Genomic DNA, 15,568 nt, shown 5'->3' on the forward strand with positions numbered 1-15,568 from the left:
GACGGCAACGCCATTACCAGCCTCCATGCGGGTTACATGCGATTAGCTCGCATTACGCAACGTCTGGACAGCGCCGGCAACTGCGTCGTCCAACGTGACTCCGCCGTCAGGGCCGGGACCGATAGGAAAATCTCCGGTGCTCCATCGCAACCTGCTTGCGTCCCGGCAGCCCCGCCCATGCCTCAGACCGCGAACAATCTGGTGACCGGCATCGGCCAGCGGCACACTCACCTTCAGCCAGTTCGGCACCTCGCCGTCCGGGGCCAACCAGCCATTGTTCGCAAAGTAGCGCCTGTTGATAGGCCACTCGCCCGCGGGGAGGTACTCCTCAGAAACGATCTCGCACCACACGCCGTCGGCACTCGGGGTGGCTTGCGCATATGGTCTGGTGGAGATCTCTTCGGCACCGTCGTACTCAATGCGCAGAAAGCTGTTCCAGGGCATCTCGGCCAAGAGGTCACCAATAAGTTCTCCTGCCCGCCGCCATTCCTCAGCCTCGCGTTGGGATTTCGCTTCGTTGATGGCCAAGCTCTCGTCCTCGAAGCCGAAAGGAAATCCCCAGTAAGGTTCAAGGTCGTCGTCTTCGGGTTCCTCTTCGCCGCCGAAGATGGCCTCAAGCGCTTGTTCCCAGCTTCCGTAACGCCGGTGTAGCTCGAGGGCGGAAGGGCGGTCTCGGCCCAGGGTAGATTCCGCCAACGCCCATCGGTCATAGATCTCGACGTCCATCGGATACTCAAGGTCGAGGCATTCTTCGGTGAAATCATCCAGAGCTTGCCAATGGTCAGTTTCGCTGTGCCGGCCATCGGCTGCAAGCAATTTCAGTCCGACGGCCTTGAGGGCTTCTTCCCAGTAGCCCTGTCCATAGCGCTGCCGGAGTGTCGTCGCCGCAACTGGCCACGGCTCAGCCTCAGCTTTGGCGATGTGGCCCAGCTCTTGCTCTACAGTGCGGGCAGTAGTGTCGTAGTCCGAGTACGTGAGTGTGGTGATCTTGCGGGTCCGGATCGCGCGCGCTGTTGTTTCGATGACCGCCAAGATCTCCGCCAACTGGCGGTAGGGAACCTGGGGGTGCAGCAGTTGCCTTAGCTCTACAACAGAGTCCAGGGACATTTTTCCGAGTGCCAGTTGATAGTCGGGCTCAATACCGGCGTGCACCCCGGCTATATAGAGCAAGCTCAGCTTGTCGCTAAGCCGCTTGGGTGTCTGGAGGATTGTGGGGTCGTCCTCGGGAATCCCTGGGATAAGCAGAAGCTCGGCGGCCGCATTGACGTCGATCTCATACCCGAGGGCCTGAAGGACAGTAGGAATATCAGAGCGGCTAACGCCCGAGCGGTCCAGTCTGCTGATCATTTCCACGTTGTCCCAGATGGACCCCATGGTGGTTTGACCCCGCCGCCTGACAGACCGGAGACGCTCAAGCTCGTCGTCCGCCACCGTCTTATCAATCAGCGCCTCACAGATATCGGGGACGCCGCCATCGAAATCATTGGCGATTGCCCGCAGAGGATCACCCCTGCGATATGCCTCGATCAATGCTTCTGGGCGGGTCCAATAATCCGGCGGCATCCAGATTCCCACAGTGATCGGTTGTTCCCCCATAGCGTCCCCCAAGTTCGTCATCTACTCCTGCACTGAACGGACGGCATCCAGCCAGGTGCCGTAAAGGTTCCGCACGGAAGCGCCGGAGGGTCTGTTTCGCCCCGCGGCTATCTCGAGTTTGACCCAGACGTCGTATTTTTCAATCGTGGGCTTCAGGGCTTCGTTGCTCATCTCCCCGCAGAATTCACGAACAGCAGCTGCATAGTCTTCTCGGCTGAATTTCAGCAGCCCCTTGCTGCGACCGTGGGACGAAGTGCCGATTCCCATGGTCTCCAAGGCATCGTTCCAGCCGTGAAACCTCTTCATAACGGTCTGGTGGGTGGGCGGCCAAGGCGTCGCACCTTGCTTGGACACCAGGCCCATAGCGCCGACGAGTTCTTCGCGGAGCGCATCGTAGCGCTTACGGGTGATGCTGGCCCCGGGGTTCTCCGTGACGTGCTTCTGGGCGGCGCCGATAATGCCAAGAATGGTTGCGATGTCACTGTTGTTGACCTCCGTTGAGGACAGTACGGCTTGAAGTTCGGTCAAGACCTCCAGGTCCAGATGGACCGCCGCGTATGCAAAATCGGGGGTCAAGCTCAGGTCGGAACCGAGCAAGTACCAGATGCCGGCCGCAATAACTTCTTTGGAGAAAATGTCCTCAGCTTGGTACTTGTCGAAGACGATGCCTGACTCCCGGAGAACGTCCTCGGCGAGATCAACGTCGACCGCCGGGTAAAGCGCCTGCAGCTTCAGCACCGCGTCCGGCCGGGTGACGCCGCGCTTGGCCATCTGGCGCGCCAAGTCGCCGTATTCCGTCAGAAACGCGTCGTGGGCGGCCCTTCGGGCCGCTTCGCGCGCAACGATGCGGTTCTTTCGGGATTCCTCGGCGCTCGTGCCACCGACCTTGGCAATGATCTGCCGGACCCGCTCGCGGGTGATGCCGAAGGTCTGGCCGATGGCATCCAGGGTCTCGCCGTCCGAGTAGCGCTCCACCATGGCGGCATCGCGCTGCTCCCGACTGAGTTCAGGAGTTGTAGTCATGGTCACATTCCTATCAGTAGCGTCGGACATTTTTGGGCACCCTGGTCGTGGCTCCATCAACATGGGTTACTCCGGGTGTTTTGGCATCCCTCAGCAACCTCAGGAATAACCCATTCGGACTAGCCCCGGGCAGCACCCGCCTCAGGTCCTCCAGCGCCTCCAGCGGCGTAATCCTCGCAGCCTGTGCCCCGTACAGCGCTGCCACGGTCGGCGTCCGGGACTCCGCCCGCACACAGTGCAGCAGCACCGTCTTGCCCTCCGCGCGGAAGCGCTCGACGGCGGCCGCCGCGTCCCCCAGCACAAACGCGGCGTGAGCGTTGTCCTCCTCAATAGGGGAGTCCACAACCCAGAACATGGCGTGGTGTTCCGGAGCAATAGCTGGCACATCCAAAGTCCCCAGCCGGCACAGCGAGACGACGGCATCGATCCCCAACTCAGTCACTCGCCCGAGCGCACCCACCCCGCCCAGCCAGACGCCGTCATCGTGCGGGTGCCGCACCAGAGCATCGGTGCGGCTCCACATGCCGTAGTCCTGGTGCTCAACGCGGGGCCATGAACCCAAACGACGGCCCTCACCGCGGCCCAGCTCCATACCAAGCATCATGAGGTCGCGGGCGCGGAGTCCTGGCCAGCCGTGCAGGCGGCGGCGCCACTCGAAGGGCACCGCCGTGTAGCCGTAGGCGGCACCGAGCAACCCGCCGGCGATGGCGGCGACGGTGTCGGTGTCCCGGCCGCCGCGGACAGCTTCCTCCAGCGCCGCCCGCAGGTGCACCGGGCCGGAGGATGTCAGGCCGGCGAAGTGGATGGCGCTCCAGGCGCCCTGGAACGCCTCGACCACCCAGCCGTTGCGGGTGAAATCCCGCGGCCGGGACCGCTCCGCCGTTTCGATCCGCTCCAGCCACTGAGCCGCCCGGTCGGGGGACAGCAGCGGCAGCCCTGCCCGGACGTCGAGCCTCCCCGTCAGGACCGCCTCCCGGATGGTCACGCACCAGAGGCCGCAGGCTTCCTGCGCGTCGGTATCGGCGTGGGTCAGGGCGCTGAGCACCCCGGCAGCAGCCATCAAGGAGGCCGGGTCACGGTCGAGGTACGCCAACGCCAGCGGTGCGGTGCGCATCAGCGAACCGTTGCCGGCGCTGCGGCCGGTGCGGGCGTGGAAGTCCGCGGCCGCGGCGCTGAAATCGGCCGCGTTGACCTTACTCCGGCCGGCAGCCGCGGCGAGCCGGCGGGCGGCAGCGATGACGGAGCTGGTCTGGGCGCCCACGTCCTTGGCTTCGGCGGCCCAGGCCGTCCAGGCGCGGACAATCATGGTGAGCGCCGCGGGGGAGGAGGACCCGGCATCGGACGCTGCCTCCAGCAAGGCTTGGGCGATCGGGATGGCCATGGACGTGTCGTCGGTCCACTCGGCCGGCGCGAACCCGAAGGGGCCGCCGCCCTTCATGGTGACTTCGGCGCCGTCCGGCAGCGGCGCGCCGAACTCGTACCCGGCTCCGAGGGCGTCGCCGGCGGCCAGGGCGACGAGGACGCCGGCCGCGCGGTCATTCTGCAAGGGGGTCAGTTTCATGCCATCTCCATCAGAGGGTGTTTGGTGTTCCAGCCGGTCAGGTGGGCCAGCTGGGGGCGGCGCTTGGGAAGCTCGACGGCGATGCCGGCGGCGGAAACGGTTCCGGCGGCGCGGGAAACGTTGCGGCTCCGGAGGGCGCCATGGTTCCGGACCTCGACGGCCACGGCGCTGCCGTCGAACGTTCCGAAGTCCATCGCCTGCACGTGCGCGGCGAAGTCGCGGGCACTCTGGCCTGGCATGGGGCCGGACGCCAGTGCCTGGGGTGTGAGGAGTTCCAAGTCCAGCAGCGCGGAATCGATCAGCTGGCGGTAGTGGCGGCGGAAGAGGGTGTTGGTGCCGAAGACCTCCAGGAGCAGCGGCTGCTGGCCGAGTCCGATCACGACGCCGCGCTGGCCTTCCAGCGCGGCCGGTGCGTCCGCAGCGGCGAAGCGGTTGTGCACGTCCTCCTTGAACCGGTCCATGTGGTCGAGCAGGGAACTGGTCACCGAGGCGCCGCGGGCGGCGTCGAAGCGGCTGACGCGGTCCCAGATGCGGCCCTGCCGATTGGTCCCGCGCAGGCTGGTGGGACCACCGTTGGCCAGCTCGGACCAAACGTTCAGAGGGGCGCGCCGTGCCTGCCGGCGGTGGCTGGCTTCCCCGGCTTCCCAGCGGCCGGCTTCCACGCAGAAGGTGTCGATGTCGCGGGTTTCGCCGGGACCCAGTACGACGTCGCGGGCGCAGGTCCGGTGCTGCTGCCCGCCTTCGAGCAGCTCGCCTTCCAGCAGCAAGGCGGGGCTCGACCCGTTGTTAGTGACAGTGAGCCGGGCGACCTGGGCGCCGCTGGCAAGTTCGGTCACGGCGACGTCGGCGTGGGTCCCGGTGCTGATGCCCAAGTTGCCGGAGCCGGAGGTCCAGACGGGGAAGATGCTCAGCGGGCCGAGCCTGCTGCCGGCGCCGACGTGGAGCTGTGGAACCTTCATGGTGAACCTCCAGTTAGATTTAATGCATTTCTGCGCTAATTGATTTCAGTATGCACGGCTTGCATATTTAGCGCAAGACTGCGTTAAATAATCGTGTGAAGGATTCCAAGAACAGCCCTGCCGCGTCCCTGCTCGACTACCCGCGCCCCTCGGTGGCGGTGGATACGGCGGTGCTGACCGTGGCGGAGGGCAGCGTGTACGTGCTGCTGGTGCGGCGCGAGGAGGATCATCAGCACGGAAAGTGGGCGCTGCCGGGCACGTTCCTGCGTGAACGCGAGACCCTCGCGGACGCGGTGCTGCGCTGCCTGCGCGAGAAGGCCGGCATCTCCGGGCGGGTGCCGCGCCAGCTGCAGGTCTTCGACGAGCTCGGGCGCGACGACCGCGGCTGGGTGCTGTCGGTGGCGCACGTGGACGTGGTGCCGGTGGCGGCGTTGGAGGCGGCGCTAATGTCCGACGGCGTCCGGCTGGCCTCGGTGGCGGGTGAGCCGGAGCTGATCGCGGGACTGCCCTACGGCCACGCGGCCATTGTGGCGAAGGCTGTGGAGTGGCTGCGGGCTGCCTACACGGAGGCCCCGGATCCCGGCGAGCTGCTGGATGAGCCGTTCACGCTGCGCGATCTGCGGGAGCTGCACGAGGCGGTGGCGGGCGCGACTTTGATGCGCGACACGTTCCGGCGTTTCATGGAGCCGAAGCTGGCCGGAACGGGGCAAATGTCGGACGGGACGCGGGGGAGGCCGTCGAGGTTGTGGGTGCGGCACGGGAGTGGCGACCTCCCCGAGAGGCGCTCGCGCTAAGTCCGGGCTACGGCATGAAGAATGATCTCAACGACTACGGAACCAGGGCACCTGCTGTCCTTAAAGGAGCGCCATGATCTACGCACAGCAGAGGACACTTCTGTATCGCCACATCAATGCGTTGTCATGGCGGGTGGCAAGTGAACTGAGTCGGCGGGACCCCGGTCTATACATTGCCCTGACAGGTGATGGTGGTTCTGCGAGTCAAGCTGACTCGTTGATGATGGCTAATGCCAGCGGACCCGACTATCAGGCGCGCAGGCGAGGTTCGGGTTTCACGGCTGGTTCCGGTGGGGACTTCCAAATTTCGTGGGAGCAGGCCTTAAATATGCCGAGTGCCAGGGCGATTGCCATTGCACTCGAGACTTCTCAAGGTGTTTACCGTCCTGAGAAGTCGCCGACGACCACTCCGAGGGCTCTCGGCTATCGCTTGATGGCGACGATGTTGGAGCTGACCCTCGGGGACCGTTCGGACTGGTCGACTCGAGAACTTAGGGGTGGGCCGTTGGAATCAAAGTCGTCCGCCACACTCGATCGGCTGCAGCCGTGGGAAGACACCCGCTGGGCCCTTACTCGCGATGGCGAGACTGTCGCGCAGCTGGATAATTTTGGTTGGCTGGAGATTGACGACCGGCTGATCAACCTTCATTCCAGGTATCGGGAGCTCAACGGCCGGTTGTATCCGCTGATGCTGGAGATATTCGGCAGCACGCTGCCGTAACGGGGCGGTTTACGCTGGCGTCCACGTTCGGGAGGAGCCAAGCCAACCCTACGACAGGTCGCCCAGACCCAGCTCTCGGAGGGCCTTGTCGAGCACGCCCCACACTTCGGCTGTTCCGGCTGATCGCTTTTGGCCGGCGAGGGCAAGGAGCTGCCGCCGCAAGTCGAGTTCGTCGTCGGCGAGCCCTTGGTTGTAAGCGGGGGCCAGCAGATACGAGTGGTTGTCTGTGGCGTAGGCGGCCATCATGTCCAGGAAGATCTCGAGCTCCCGTCCGGCCTTCACGAGGGCTGTGTGCACGTCAGCCGGGCCGGCGTCCGGCGCCGGGGCGCCGGACATGGGGAGGATGTCCAGTTTCCCCGCCCAGACCAGTTTTTGCAGCGGTTCATGGAAGAGCGAGAGTACCGTGCCCATTTGGTGGTTCTTGGAGGCGTTGTTCGGCAGCGCGCGCCTGACGTCGTGGACGATCTCATGGAAATGGTCGTCAGCAAGCCCGAACCCGACGAACAGCAAGTGATGGGTCAGCAGGTGCGCCTTGACCAGCGCGGACAGCGCGTCGCGGTTGCTGTTATAGCCAAGGTAGTCGTCACGGGTCAGCACGATGCTCTCAGGCTGGCTCACCGACCCGTGGAGTTTCAGCAGCCAGTCATTGCCGACGGCGGGAATGTTCTCCGGCACGACAGTCCGTGGCCGCTGGGCGTCGCTGCAGGCAGTTTCGAAAAGCCGGTCATAGTTCAGCGTGATCGCCCCCGTGGAGGGGAGAGTGGCGAGGAGTGCCGGCGTCCGCCACCGCCTGACCGAACGCCTCCGGGGAGCCATGCTGGTCGGCGTAGAGCTGCTCGAGAACCCCGGCCTGGTCGAGCAGGCCCAGCCCGTGGAAGGCGTCTGCCTCGGCTTCCATAAGGTGGACGCCGGTCCTCAACTTGTCGAGAAGCTGGCCCCAGCTCGGAGCTCCGGCGCTGACGCTGACGCCTGCGCCGAGAAAGGGCACCAGGTGTCCGGCCCCTGCAATCTGACCAAGGGACTTGGCTTTCTCCTTTAGGTGGTCGCCGAGGGAAGGCCAGGACCCGCCGTCGCCTTCCTCCCGCCTCAGCTTCTGGGCCAGTGAGAACGCTGCTCTGTCCCTCAGTACCAGGACGAGGTCCACTCCGTAGCGGGCCGCGAGTTCGGTGGCGGCGTCCAGGATCGCGCGCAGTCTTCAAGCGTCCGGCTCTAATCGGTGTGTGGAGCCGGTTGCTCAACGGGCTTTCGTACGGGGCCATGCGGACACATCTAGGCGACAGGGGCGGGAATGGTGGCGCGAGGCCTTGGCAGCGGACATGCTGGATTAGCTTTGACAGCTCGAGAGTTACGCCGGGCGACCGCCGTGTTTCGAAAAGCACCGATCTCCCGAGACACGCGAACGCGCCGCCTGGTATCGCCCATAGTGCCGGATACACTGGCAGCGGCCGCTGGGCTAATAGCAGACAATGACAAGACTTTGGGAACCAGTGTCGGTTCCCCGCATTTGGGGAGAACTTTATATTGGCTAAGTCGCGGATTGTCGTGCCGGACGCACATCTCATGGAGTCGATGAGAGCTGTTGGCTATTCGTTGGAGACAGCCATTGCCGATGTCGTCGACAACTCTATTGCCGCCGACGCCCGATCGGTGCAGATCTTGTATCAAGCGCAACCAGACAGCGCATACGTCGCCATACTGGACGATGGCTGGGGGATGGACGATGAGGCGATCGTGTCGGCCATGCAGCTGGCATCCACGAGCGCCGTTGACGAGCGCCTCGCGACTGATCTCGGCCGATTTGGACTGGGTCTAAAAACGGCATCTTTGTCCCAGTGTAGGTGCCTGACAGTAATCTCGAAAAAGAATGGCGTGGTCAGCGGGGCACGTTGGGACATGGATCACCTGGCCCGCGTTAGGAAGTGGGAGCTGCTGATTCTCAGTGACCGAGAAGTTTCCTCGGTGCCGGGCATCCACTTGCTTCGCAACCTCGACGCCGGCACATTGGTTGTCTGGACGAAGCTAAACGACGCCGATCTTGAGAGCGACGTCTTTGCAGAGATATGGGACCAGAGAATGGTGGATGCTAAAGACCACCTCGCACTGGTTTTCCATCGCTTCCTCGCAGGTGAGCACGGTAAAAAATTGGCCATACTATTAAACGGCACTGGCATTAAGCCGGCTGATCCTTTTTTGGTCCGAAACAGCGCGACTCAGGCCGGCTCAGAAGAGCAACTCGCGATCGGGAACACACACATAACGATAAAGCCCTACACATTGCCCTACCTGAACAAAATGACTCCGGCGGACAAAAAAGCGGCTCAGGTAAATGGTAGCCTGCGAGACAGCCAAGGATTCTACGTATATAGGGGTATGCGTCTAGTCATAGGAGGAAGTTGGTTCCGCGTGGCACCTCGGACGGAACTCGGAAAGCTGGCGCGTGTGCGTGTAGACATTCCAAACACATTAGACCATTTGTGGGCGTTGGATATCAAGAAATCCATGGCTGTTCCGCCACCGGCAGTGAAAAATGTTCTCCGGAAAGTCATTGATCGACTAGTGCAGCCGAGTCAGCGAGCTTTTAAGCATAAGGGGACCAAGGAAAAGGGCCCGAAAGACACTCTTGCGACTTGGGAAGCCATCCAAGACAGAAACTCATTTTTCTACAAAATCAACCGTAACCACCCGGTGCTGCGTGTGCTATCTACAACTCTATCCGATAATGAGTTGCACACCCTAGAGAGTTTTATTCGCAACATTGAATCGTCTTTTCCGATTCAGGACGCGTACGTGCGTTTGGCGGGAGATCAGTTGGCCGCCAGTCCGCAGCCAACCGAGTCGGAGATCCTCGATGAGCTCAGGGACTTCTGGATTAAATATGAGGAGAACGGACTGGATGCGGACGAGTTCCGAACCTCGTTCAAGGCCGTTGCGCGCTATTCGTCTGTCGAGAACATCAACGCTCTGCTTGAAGATGTAGTTGGAGGAGTATAAATCGTGAACTTAATGACTGAGTCCTGGGAAACAGCAGCGTCAGAGCTGGAGAGCGCTGTATTGGCTGTATTGGTCGGAAAACAGAAACTGACCGAAGCAGCTGTAGACGACAAAATTGGCAAATATGCATCTATTCATGCAGAGGACCTCACCCCAAAGCAGGTCCTTGTGGTCCGGGACCGCATCCACGCCAAGCTCGGCGTCACCATGGACGACGGAACTGTGCTCCGAGACGATCAATATGAGCTTTGGCTGGAAGACGCTCGGAAGACGACGAACTTTAAACGTGCCGCCACGTATCGGCAATACCTCGTTGCCGACGAGGGTTTCTCGCCCACAGTTGTCACTGCAATGGATCATCTAACCGACGAGCTCCTTGAACTCGTCGGCAACCCTGCAAAAACGGGTGCATGGGCACGACGAGGCCTCGTTTTGGGTGACGTTCAGTCTGGAAAGACGGCCACCTACCTAGGCCTATTCAACAAGGCAATCGATGCGGGCTACCGACTAATTATCGTACTTGCCGGTCATACTGAACATCTGCGGAAACAGACCCAGAAGCGTGTAGACGAAGGCGTAATTGGACGCAGGACACCGACGAAGCCCAAAAAAAGTGGGGGTTCCAATGTGCCAGGAGAGATGTATGTTGGCATCGGTAAGCACGACGTCGACCTTGCAAAAAAGGTCCAAAGGCTAACCAGCGAGTGGGCTGATTTCAGTGCGGCTTCGCAGCAGGGTTTTTCTTTGCATCTGGAGGGGATGGACAATATTCCCTTCATATTCGTTGTAAAGAAAAACAAATCTATTCTTGAAAACCTGCATGGTTGGTTGGCTGATCAAGCAAAAGAGAATGGCAAGCTGGATTTTCCAATGCTGTTACTTGACGACGAGTCGGATTATGCGTCAGTAAACACGCGCGATGAAGAAAGTCCGACTGCGATAAACGAGCTCATACGACGCCTCCTAGAGGTATTTCACCGCAGCTCCTACCTCGGTTTTTCAGCGACGCCATTTGCAAATATTTTCATTGACAGTGATGTAGAGAGTGACATTTATCCTCGCGACTACATATATAGTTTGGAAGCGCCGTCGAATTATGTTGGTGCCGAACGCGTGTTCTCACCATCGGAAGAAATCGGACTCAGCCCAACCGTTCACCTTTACGACAGTGAGGAGTATTTTCCTGCCGGTCACAAGGTAGGTCACCAGGTGACGGATCTGCCGCCGAGCCTGAAAGAGGCCTTGAGGGTATATCTTGCCGCCAACGCGATTAGGGATCTCCGGGGGCAGTCGGACAAGAAGCGCTCGATGCTGATCAACGTTTCAAGGTATGTAGCGGTACAAGACCAAGTTCATCAGCTTGTTGCAGGTGAACTGCTTAAGCTTAAGAACGCTGTGGCCCTGCACGCCAAGACTTATGCAGCCGGACATCCAAACGAAGAGCTTGACTCGATCAGAGACGCGTATGAAAAGTTCTATGGCGACTGTGGGTACGAGTGGGATGAGGTCCTGGGCCAGCTTCCTGCTGCAGTGGCCGGCATCGTAGATCGAGTCGTGAACTCAAAGGTTGACAAGAAACTCGTCGAGTCCGAATCGAAGTTGGCCAATCCCGACAGGCAGGTAGTTGTGGGAGGGGACGTCCTCAGCCGCGGTTTGACCCTTGAAGGACTGACCGTGAGTTATTTCTACCGTCACACCGCTGCAACCGATACTTTGCTGCAGATGGCTCGTTGGTTTGGCTACCGACCTGGCTACGAAGACCTTTGTCGTATCTGGATAACTCCCGAGGCGGCCGACAATTTCGCGTTCATAGATCGCTCCATCAAAGAACTGCGGATGGACCTCGTGGCCATGAGGGACCAAGGCTTGACACCAAGGGATTTCGGTCTGGCAGTGCGTAAACACCCAGGCTCAATGCTCATTACGGCGCGAAATAAGATGAAGTCCGCTACGTCGGTTTCGAGTTTTAGCATTTCGTACAAAGGGAGAGCTCCAGAGACGACAAAGCTTGCGCCCAGCGCCGCCAAGGGGAATTTCAAAGCACTGGAAACTTTGGTAACCAGTCTGGTCACGGGCTACGGAGACGCAGTTCCGGGAAACGTAGGTGGGGGCTCCTCGTTGGTGTGGCGCGAAGTAGACCGAGGGACGGTCGCGGACCTGCTGACTGGCTACAAGGCACACCTTACGGACTTTTCCTTCGGCCCGGCACTTGCCGACCATGTCCGGCATAAGTCTCAGTACGATACCTGGGATGTCTGTATCCGCCGCGGTAGTGGCGCGGAAAAGGACGTTTCCGGCTTAGGCGTGAAGCTGATAGAAACAACCTTGGAGGCCCAACCAGGGCTGATTGCAGTGAGCGGATCTAGGAGGCGTCTGGCAGGGTCTCAGGACTTGAAGTCGCTCATTGACAGAGACTCCGCTGAAGACGCGGAGAAATCCTATTTATCCCAGAACCCGACCAAGAAGTCAGCCCCCGAAGTGGTTTACCTTGATCACTTGGATCGGCCAGCACTCATCGTCTATCCCTTGGGCCTGTCAAAGTTTAAATCTGAAGATTCAGCCGTCGAGACCCCTAAACACCCATTGGTTGGATTAAAGATCGCCTACCCCGGTGGGGTTATCGATCCCGAAGACACTTCCGAAGATGTTGAGTACATGATCACGAAGGTGAAGCTCAAGGAGTTGCTTGGCGACGACGACTTGGAGGACCAGGACAGTGAGTGACTTGATTCTTCCTGGAACCATAGAGTCGCTCTGGCAAGAGCTCATTTCTGAATCGGAGCCTAAGCATAAACTCATGCTGCCGGAATGCGCCCTAAGACTGTATTACGGGCGTTCTCAGCGTGGGCTGCCGCAGTTCTTCATCCGCTGCAAGAAGCGCCCCCCAGTGCCAGAGGTTTCCTCAAGCATTGATGCCAGCGTGGCGAAGCGTCAGGACAATGAATGGGCCCTTCGCTTCGAGCTTGTTGATGACAAATTCACCCACACCTTCATGAGCTTGGCATGGAATCTCGCTCAGAGCAGCAGTTCCGCTGCATCGGAGGAGGAGGGGCTGAGTATTTTCATGGCGGAACTGGCGGCCTGGAAACGGCTACTGACATTCCAGGCCTCGGATCGTCTGAGCGTGGGAGAGATCAGAGGAGTCTACGCCGAACTGTGGTTTGGACTTGAGATCCTCGCGCAGTCACAGCCATTGGGCGTGGTGTTGGACTCTTGGGGAGGGCCTTTCGGCGCCCCCCAAGACTACGGGTCGCCCCTTCCGGTCTCGTACGAAGTGAAATCCGTGTACCCGGAGGCGAAGAGCGTGAGGATTTCATCTGCTGAGCAGCTGGACTGCGAGGGACCCCTCGAGCTCGTCGTCGTGCGCCTGGTAGACATGCCAGCCGAGCTGCCGAGCGGTGAGTCGCTTCCGGACATAGTCGGGCGGTACGTTGAGGCGTTGGGAACGGACAGTCAGCGCCAGGAACGTCTATCAGAACTGCTCCGAAGGTCGTTGCGGGTCGATATCGATGACGACTATTACCAACAGTTTCGCTTCAGGACACAAGGCCTCCGAAGGTTTGAGGTAAATGAAGATTTCCCCGTCATCAAACGCTCCGACCTCGCGCTGTCAATTGGCAAAGTGGATTATTCACTAACTCTCGCCGGTTTGTCATCCTTTGAGCTTGAGGAACCTGCCGTGACCCTGAATGTCGAAATGGAAGCGACGTCTTGAAGATCAACGATTTCTACCAGCGGATGATGTCCGATGTCCAGGCGCGTGCGGATGCCGAAGGAGATTTGCCCTCTCGAGCTTTCATGTCACTTATGGCAGACAAGCTAGCTGAGCTTGACGAGGTGGAGAATTTGCAAGTCCTGCACTATGAGGGGACTGGGCTTAGGAAGCGATCACTTCAAGTGGACGGGTACGATCTTTATGACATCGAAGATTCGGGGGCGGACCGGCAAATAGCACTCGCGGTGATGGACTGGCATCCGGGCGGCGAAGTGAGCACACTGACCACCACAGACGCGCGCAAGAAGCTCAACGCGCTTCAGGCATTTTTGACCGACGCCGTCGAACAGCAATTGGAGACCCGTCTCGAGGACAGTGCTGAGGAGTACCAGTTAGCTAGAGAGCTTCGGCAGCGCGGGGCGGGCGTCAGCCGCTATCGCCTTTATCTGATTTCGAATGCTGCAGCCAGCGCCTCGATGAAGGATCTCTCTGGAGGCGACATCAAGGGGGTTCCAGTGGATTTCCACGTCTGGGACCTTGCCAGGTTCCTTCAGGTCGAGGAATCTGCTTCCGGGCGTGCTGAAGTCGAAATTGACCTTTCAGATTGGCTTGAAGAAGGGCTGCCCGCTCTGCGAATTGTAGCTGAGGATGCCGAATTCGAGACTTACCTTGCAGCCATCCCGGGCGATGTATTGGCAGATTTGTATGGACAGTACGGCAGCCGGCTTTTGGAAGGCAATGTTCGAAGTTTCCTGTCAAATAAAGTACTCGTCAACAGAGGGATCCGGACAACTATTCAGTCGGAACCAAGTATGTTTCTCGCGTACAATAACGGCTTGACAGCAACAGCAACGACGGTTGACATATTGTCTTCAGGGTCCCATACGGTAATCAGAAAAATTCGGAATCTGCAGATTGTCAATGGTGGCCAGACTACGGCCTCTCTTTATAATGCCAGAAGGGATCTGTCCCCCAAGCCGAACCTTACCGATATTTCGGTCCAACTGAAGCTTATCGTTGTGCACCCGGAGGTTTCCGGGGAACTGGTCCCGAAGATATCTAAGTATGCCAACACTCAAAACCGAGTGAATCCGGCGGATTTCTTTTCTAACTCGCCTTTCCACCGACGACTCGAGGCTATATCTCGGCGGCTGCTGGCGCCCTCCATAGCCGGTAAAGCCTTCCAAACCCACTGGTTCTATGAGCGAACCAGGGGCCAGTATCTCAACGAGAAAAACAGGGGAACAAGCAGCCAGTCGAGAACATTTGAAGCCAGGAATCCCAAGAGCCAAGTTATCAGCAAGACCGATCTTGCCAAGTACGAGCTGTCTTGGGCCCAGGAGCCTCACGTGGTGAGTAGGGGCGCACAGAAGAACTTCTCTGCGTTTGCCGCCAGCGTCGCCGGTAAATGGGACAAGGATGAGACTCAATTCAACGACCAATATTTTAAGCATGCTGTCGCCCGGGCCATCTTGTTTACTAGTGTACGGGCTGCCGTAATTCAGTCCTCGTGGTACGCCCCAGGATACCTACCCAACATTGTGTCGTACGCTGTGGCCAAGCTGGCCTACGAAGTTCAGACGCAGGGGCAGGGGCGGGTGCTAGATTTTGAACGCATCTGGCTCGATCAGGCCGTCCCTGCTCCCGTCTTGGCGTACGCGGTCGAGCTGGCACAGTCGGCTCGTACAGTACTAACCGCTGAGGATCGGCCAGTTACAAACGTGACCGAATGGGCCAAGAAGGAAAGTTGCTGGGCGGACATAAAGGGGGTGAAAGTTCCTGTGTCTGCAGCATTCTCCAACTCCCTAGTTGATCCGCAGAGAATCATCGATAAGGCCAAGACCGCCCGAATGAACCAAAAGATCGATTCTTCCATAAGCGCTCAAATTGACGCTATGAACGTAGGCGCAGAGACTTGGCTTCGCGTTGCCGAGTTTGGCAAAGAACACCGGATACTTTCCCCGAACGAGCTCAGCCTAACGGCAAAGTTCTCAAATGGAGCCTACGCTGTGCCATCAGAAGCTCAAGCTGCCAGGCTGATGTCGTTCCTGGAGCGCGTTGAGGAAAATGGATTTCGACGGCAATAGTCGCCGGATGTTGGGTGCGCGTCGAACGTCGAGAGGCCTCCACAGCGGAGCCGTCTAGTACTTCCGCCTCGGGGTCTTTTGTCCTGCTCCGGTGCTGGCGACGGTGGCTTGTAGGCGGACT

12 protein-coding genes are annotated in these 15,568 nt (G+C 59.7%); 7 read left to right on the forward strand and 5 right to left on the reverse strand.

The features are described 5' to 3' along the window. Positions 1-42: 42 nt before the first annotated feature. From AC1DFR_RS13490 to AC1DFR_RS13505, 4 genes are read right to left on the reverse strand one after another with little or no spacing between them, the layout of a single operon-like run. A complete protein-coding gene (locus AC1DFR_RS13490; RefSeq protein ID WP_476873603.1) occupies positions 43-1,617 on the reverse strand; it encodes a TY-Chap domain-containing protein in 1,575 nt (524 codons plus the stop codon). Then, positions 1,618-2,619: a sigma factor-like helix-turn-helix DNA-binding protein gene (locus AC1DFR_RS13495; protein WP_476873604.1), complete on the reverse strand. Its 1,002-nt coding sequence runs from the start codon at positions 2,617-2,619 to the stop codon at positions 1,618-1,620. A 13-nt stretch (positions 2,620-2,632) separates the two neighbouring features. Then, positions 2,633-4,180 (reverse strand): ADP-ribosylglycohydrolase family protein, encoded by a 1,548-nt coding sequence (locus AC1DFR_RS13500; protein WP_476873605.1) that lies wholly within the window; start codon positions 4,178-4,180, stop codon positions 2,633-2,635. Then, on the reverse strand, positions 4,177-5,139 hold the full coding sequence (locus tag AC1DFR_RS13505; RefSeq protein ID WP_476873606.1) for an ARPP-1 family domain-containing protein: 963 nt from the start codon (positions 5,137-5,139) through the stop codon (positions 4,177-4,179). The genes AC1DFR_RS13500 and AC1DFR_RS13505 overlap by 4 nt, the downstream gene beginning before the upstream one ends. A gap of 95 nt (positions 5,140-5,234) precedes the next feature. Here AC1DFR_RS13505 and AC1DFR_RS13510 point away from each other — a divergent pair, with 95 nt between their 5' ends. Together AC1DFR_RS13510 and AC1DFR_RS13515 are read left to right on the forward strand one after the other, a co-directional pair. Beyond that, positions 5,235-5,933 carry an NUDIX hydrolase gene (locus AC1DFR_RS13510; RefSeq protein WP_476873607.1) on the forward strand — a complete coding sequence of 233 codons (699 nt, stop codon included), beginning with the start codon at positions 5,235-5,237 and terminating at the stop codon, positions 5,931-5,933. 73 nt (positions 5,934-6,006) lie between these two features. Further along, a complete protein-coding gene (locus tag AC1DFR_RS13515; protein ID WP_476873608.1) occupies positions 6,007-6,654 on the forward strand; it encodes a TY-Chap2 family putative peptide chaperone in 648 nt (215 codons plus the stop codon). Positions 6,655-6,702: 48 nt separating this feature from the next. On the opposite strand, the gene AC1DFR_RS13520 is transcribed toward AC1DFR_RS13515, so the two are convergent. Continuing rightward, positions 6,703-7,470 carry an SIR2 family NAD-dependent protein deacylase gene (locus AC1DFR_RS13520; RefSeq protein ID WP_476873609.1) on the reverse strand — a complete coding sequence of 256 codons (768 nt, stop codon included), beginning with the start codon at positions 7,468-7,470 and terminating at the stop codon, positions 6,703-6,705. Here AC1DFR_RS13520 and AC1DFR_RS13525 point away from each other — a divergent pair. The 5 genes from AC1DFR_RS13525 (at position 7,415) to AC1DFR_RS13545 (ending at position 15,447) form a co-directional block, all read left to right on the forward strand. Further along, on the forward strand, positions 7,415-7,693 hold the full coding sequence (locus AC1DFR_RS13525; protein ID WP_476873631.1) for a hypothetical protein: 279 nt from the start codon (positions 7,415-7,417) through the stop codon (positions 7,691-7,693). The two genes, AC1DFR_RS13520 and AC1DFR_RS13525, sit on opposite strands and share 56 nt — an antisense overlap. A 482-nt stretch (positions 7,694-8,175) precedes the next feature. Further along, on the forward strand, positions 8,176-9,645 hold the full coding sequence (locus AC1DFR_RS13530) for an ATP-binding protein (RefSeq protein ID WP_476873610.1): 1,470 nt from the start codon (positions 8,176-8,178) through the stop codon (positions 9,643-9,645). Between the two features lie 12 nt (positions 9,646-9,657). Continuing rightward, the gene (locus AC1DFR_RS13535; protein WP_476873611.1) at positions 9,658-12,369 is read left to right on the forward strand and encodes a Z1 domain-containing protein; all 2,712 of its coding nucleotides are present in this window, start codon (positions 9,658-9,660) and stop codon (positions 12,367-12,369) included. Continuing rightward, positions 12,362-13,360 (forward strand): PD-(D/E)XK motif protein, encoded by a 999-nt coding sequence (locus tag AC1DFR_RS13540; protein ID WP_476873612.1) that lies wholly within the window; start codon positions 12,362-12,364, stop codon positions 13,358-13,360. Before AC1DFR_RS13535 ends, AC1DFR_RS13540 begins: the two co-directional genes overlap by 8 nt. Further along, positions 13,357-15,447: an AIPR family protein gene (locus AC1DFR_RS13545; protein ID WP_476873613.1), complete on the forward strand. Its 2,091-nt coding sequence runs from the start codon at positions 13,357-13,359 to the stop codon at positions 15,445-15,447. The genes AC1DFR_RS13540 and AC1DFR_RS13545 overlap by 4 nt, the downstream gene beginning before the upstream one ends. The last annotated feature ends 121 nt before the right edge of the window (positions 15,448-15,568 follow it).

The organism is Arthrobacter sp. 05T410, from assembly GCF_056396505.1.

Coding starts and splice junctions, on each gene's coding strand:
- AC1DFR_RS13490 (WP_476873603.1), bottom strand. CDS start 1,617: ATGACGAACTTGGGGGACGCTATGGGGGAACAACCGATCACTGTGGGA.
- AC1DFR_RS13495 (WP_476873604.1), bottom strand. CDS start 2,619: ATGACTACAACTCCTGAACTCAGTCGGGAGCAGCGCGATGCCGCCATG.
- AC1DFR_RS13500 (WP_476873605.1), bottom strand. CDS start 4,180: ATGAAACTGACCCCCTTGCAGAATGACCGCGCGGCCGGCGTCCTCGTC.
- AC1DFR_RS13505 (WP_476873606.1), bottom strand. CDS start 5,139: ATGAAGGTTCCACAGCTCCACGTCGGCGCCGGCAGCAGGCTCGGCCCG.
- AC1DFR_RS13515 (WP_476873608.1), top strand. CDS start 6,007: ATGATCTACGCACAGCAGAGGACACTTCTGTATCGCCACATCAATGCG.
- AC1DFR_RS13520 (WP_476873609.1), bottom strand. CDS start 7,470: ATGGCTCCCCGGAGGCGTTCGGTCAGGCGGTGGCGGACGCCGGCACTC.
- AC1DFR_RS13535 (WP_476873611.1), top strand. CDS start 9,658: ATGACTGAGTCCTGGGAAACAGCAGCGTCAGAGCTGGAGAGCGCTGTA.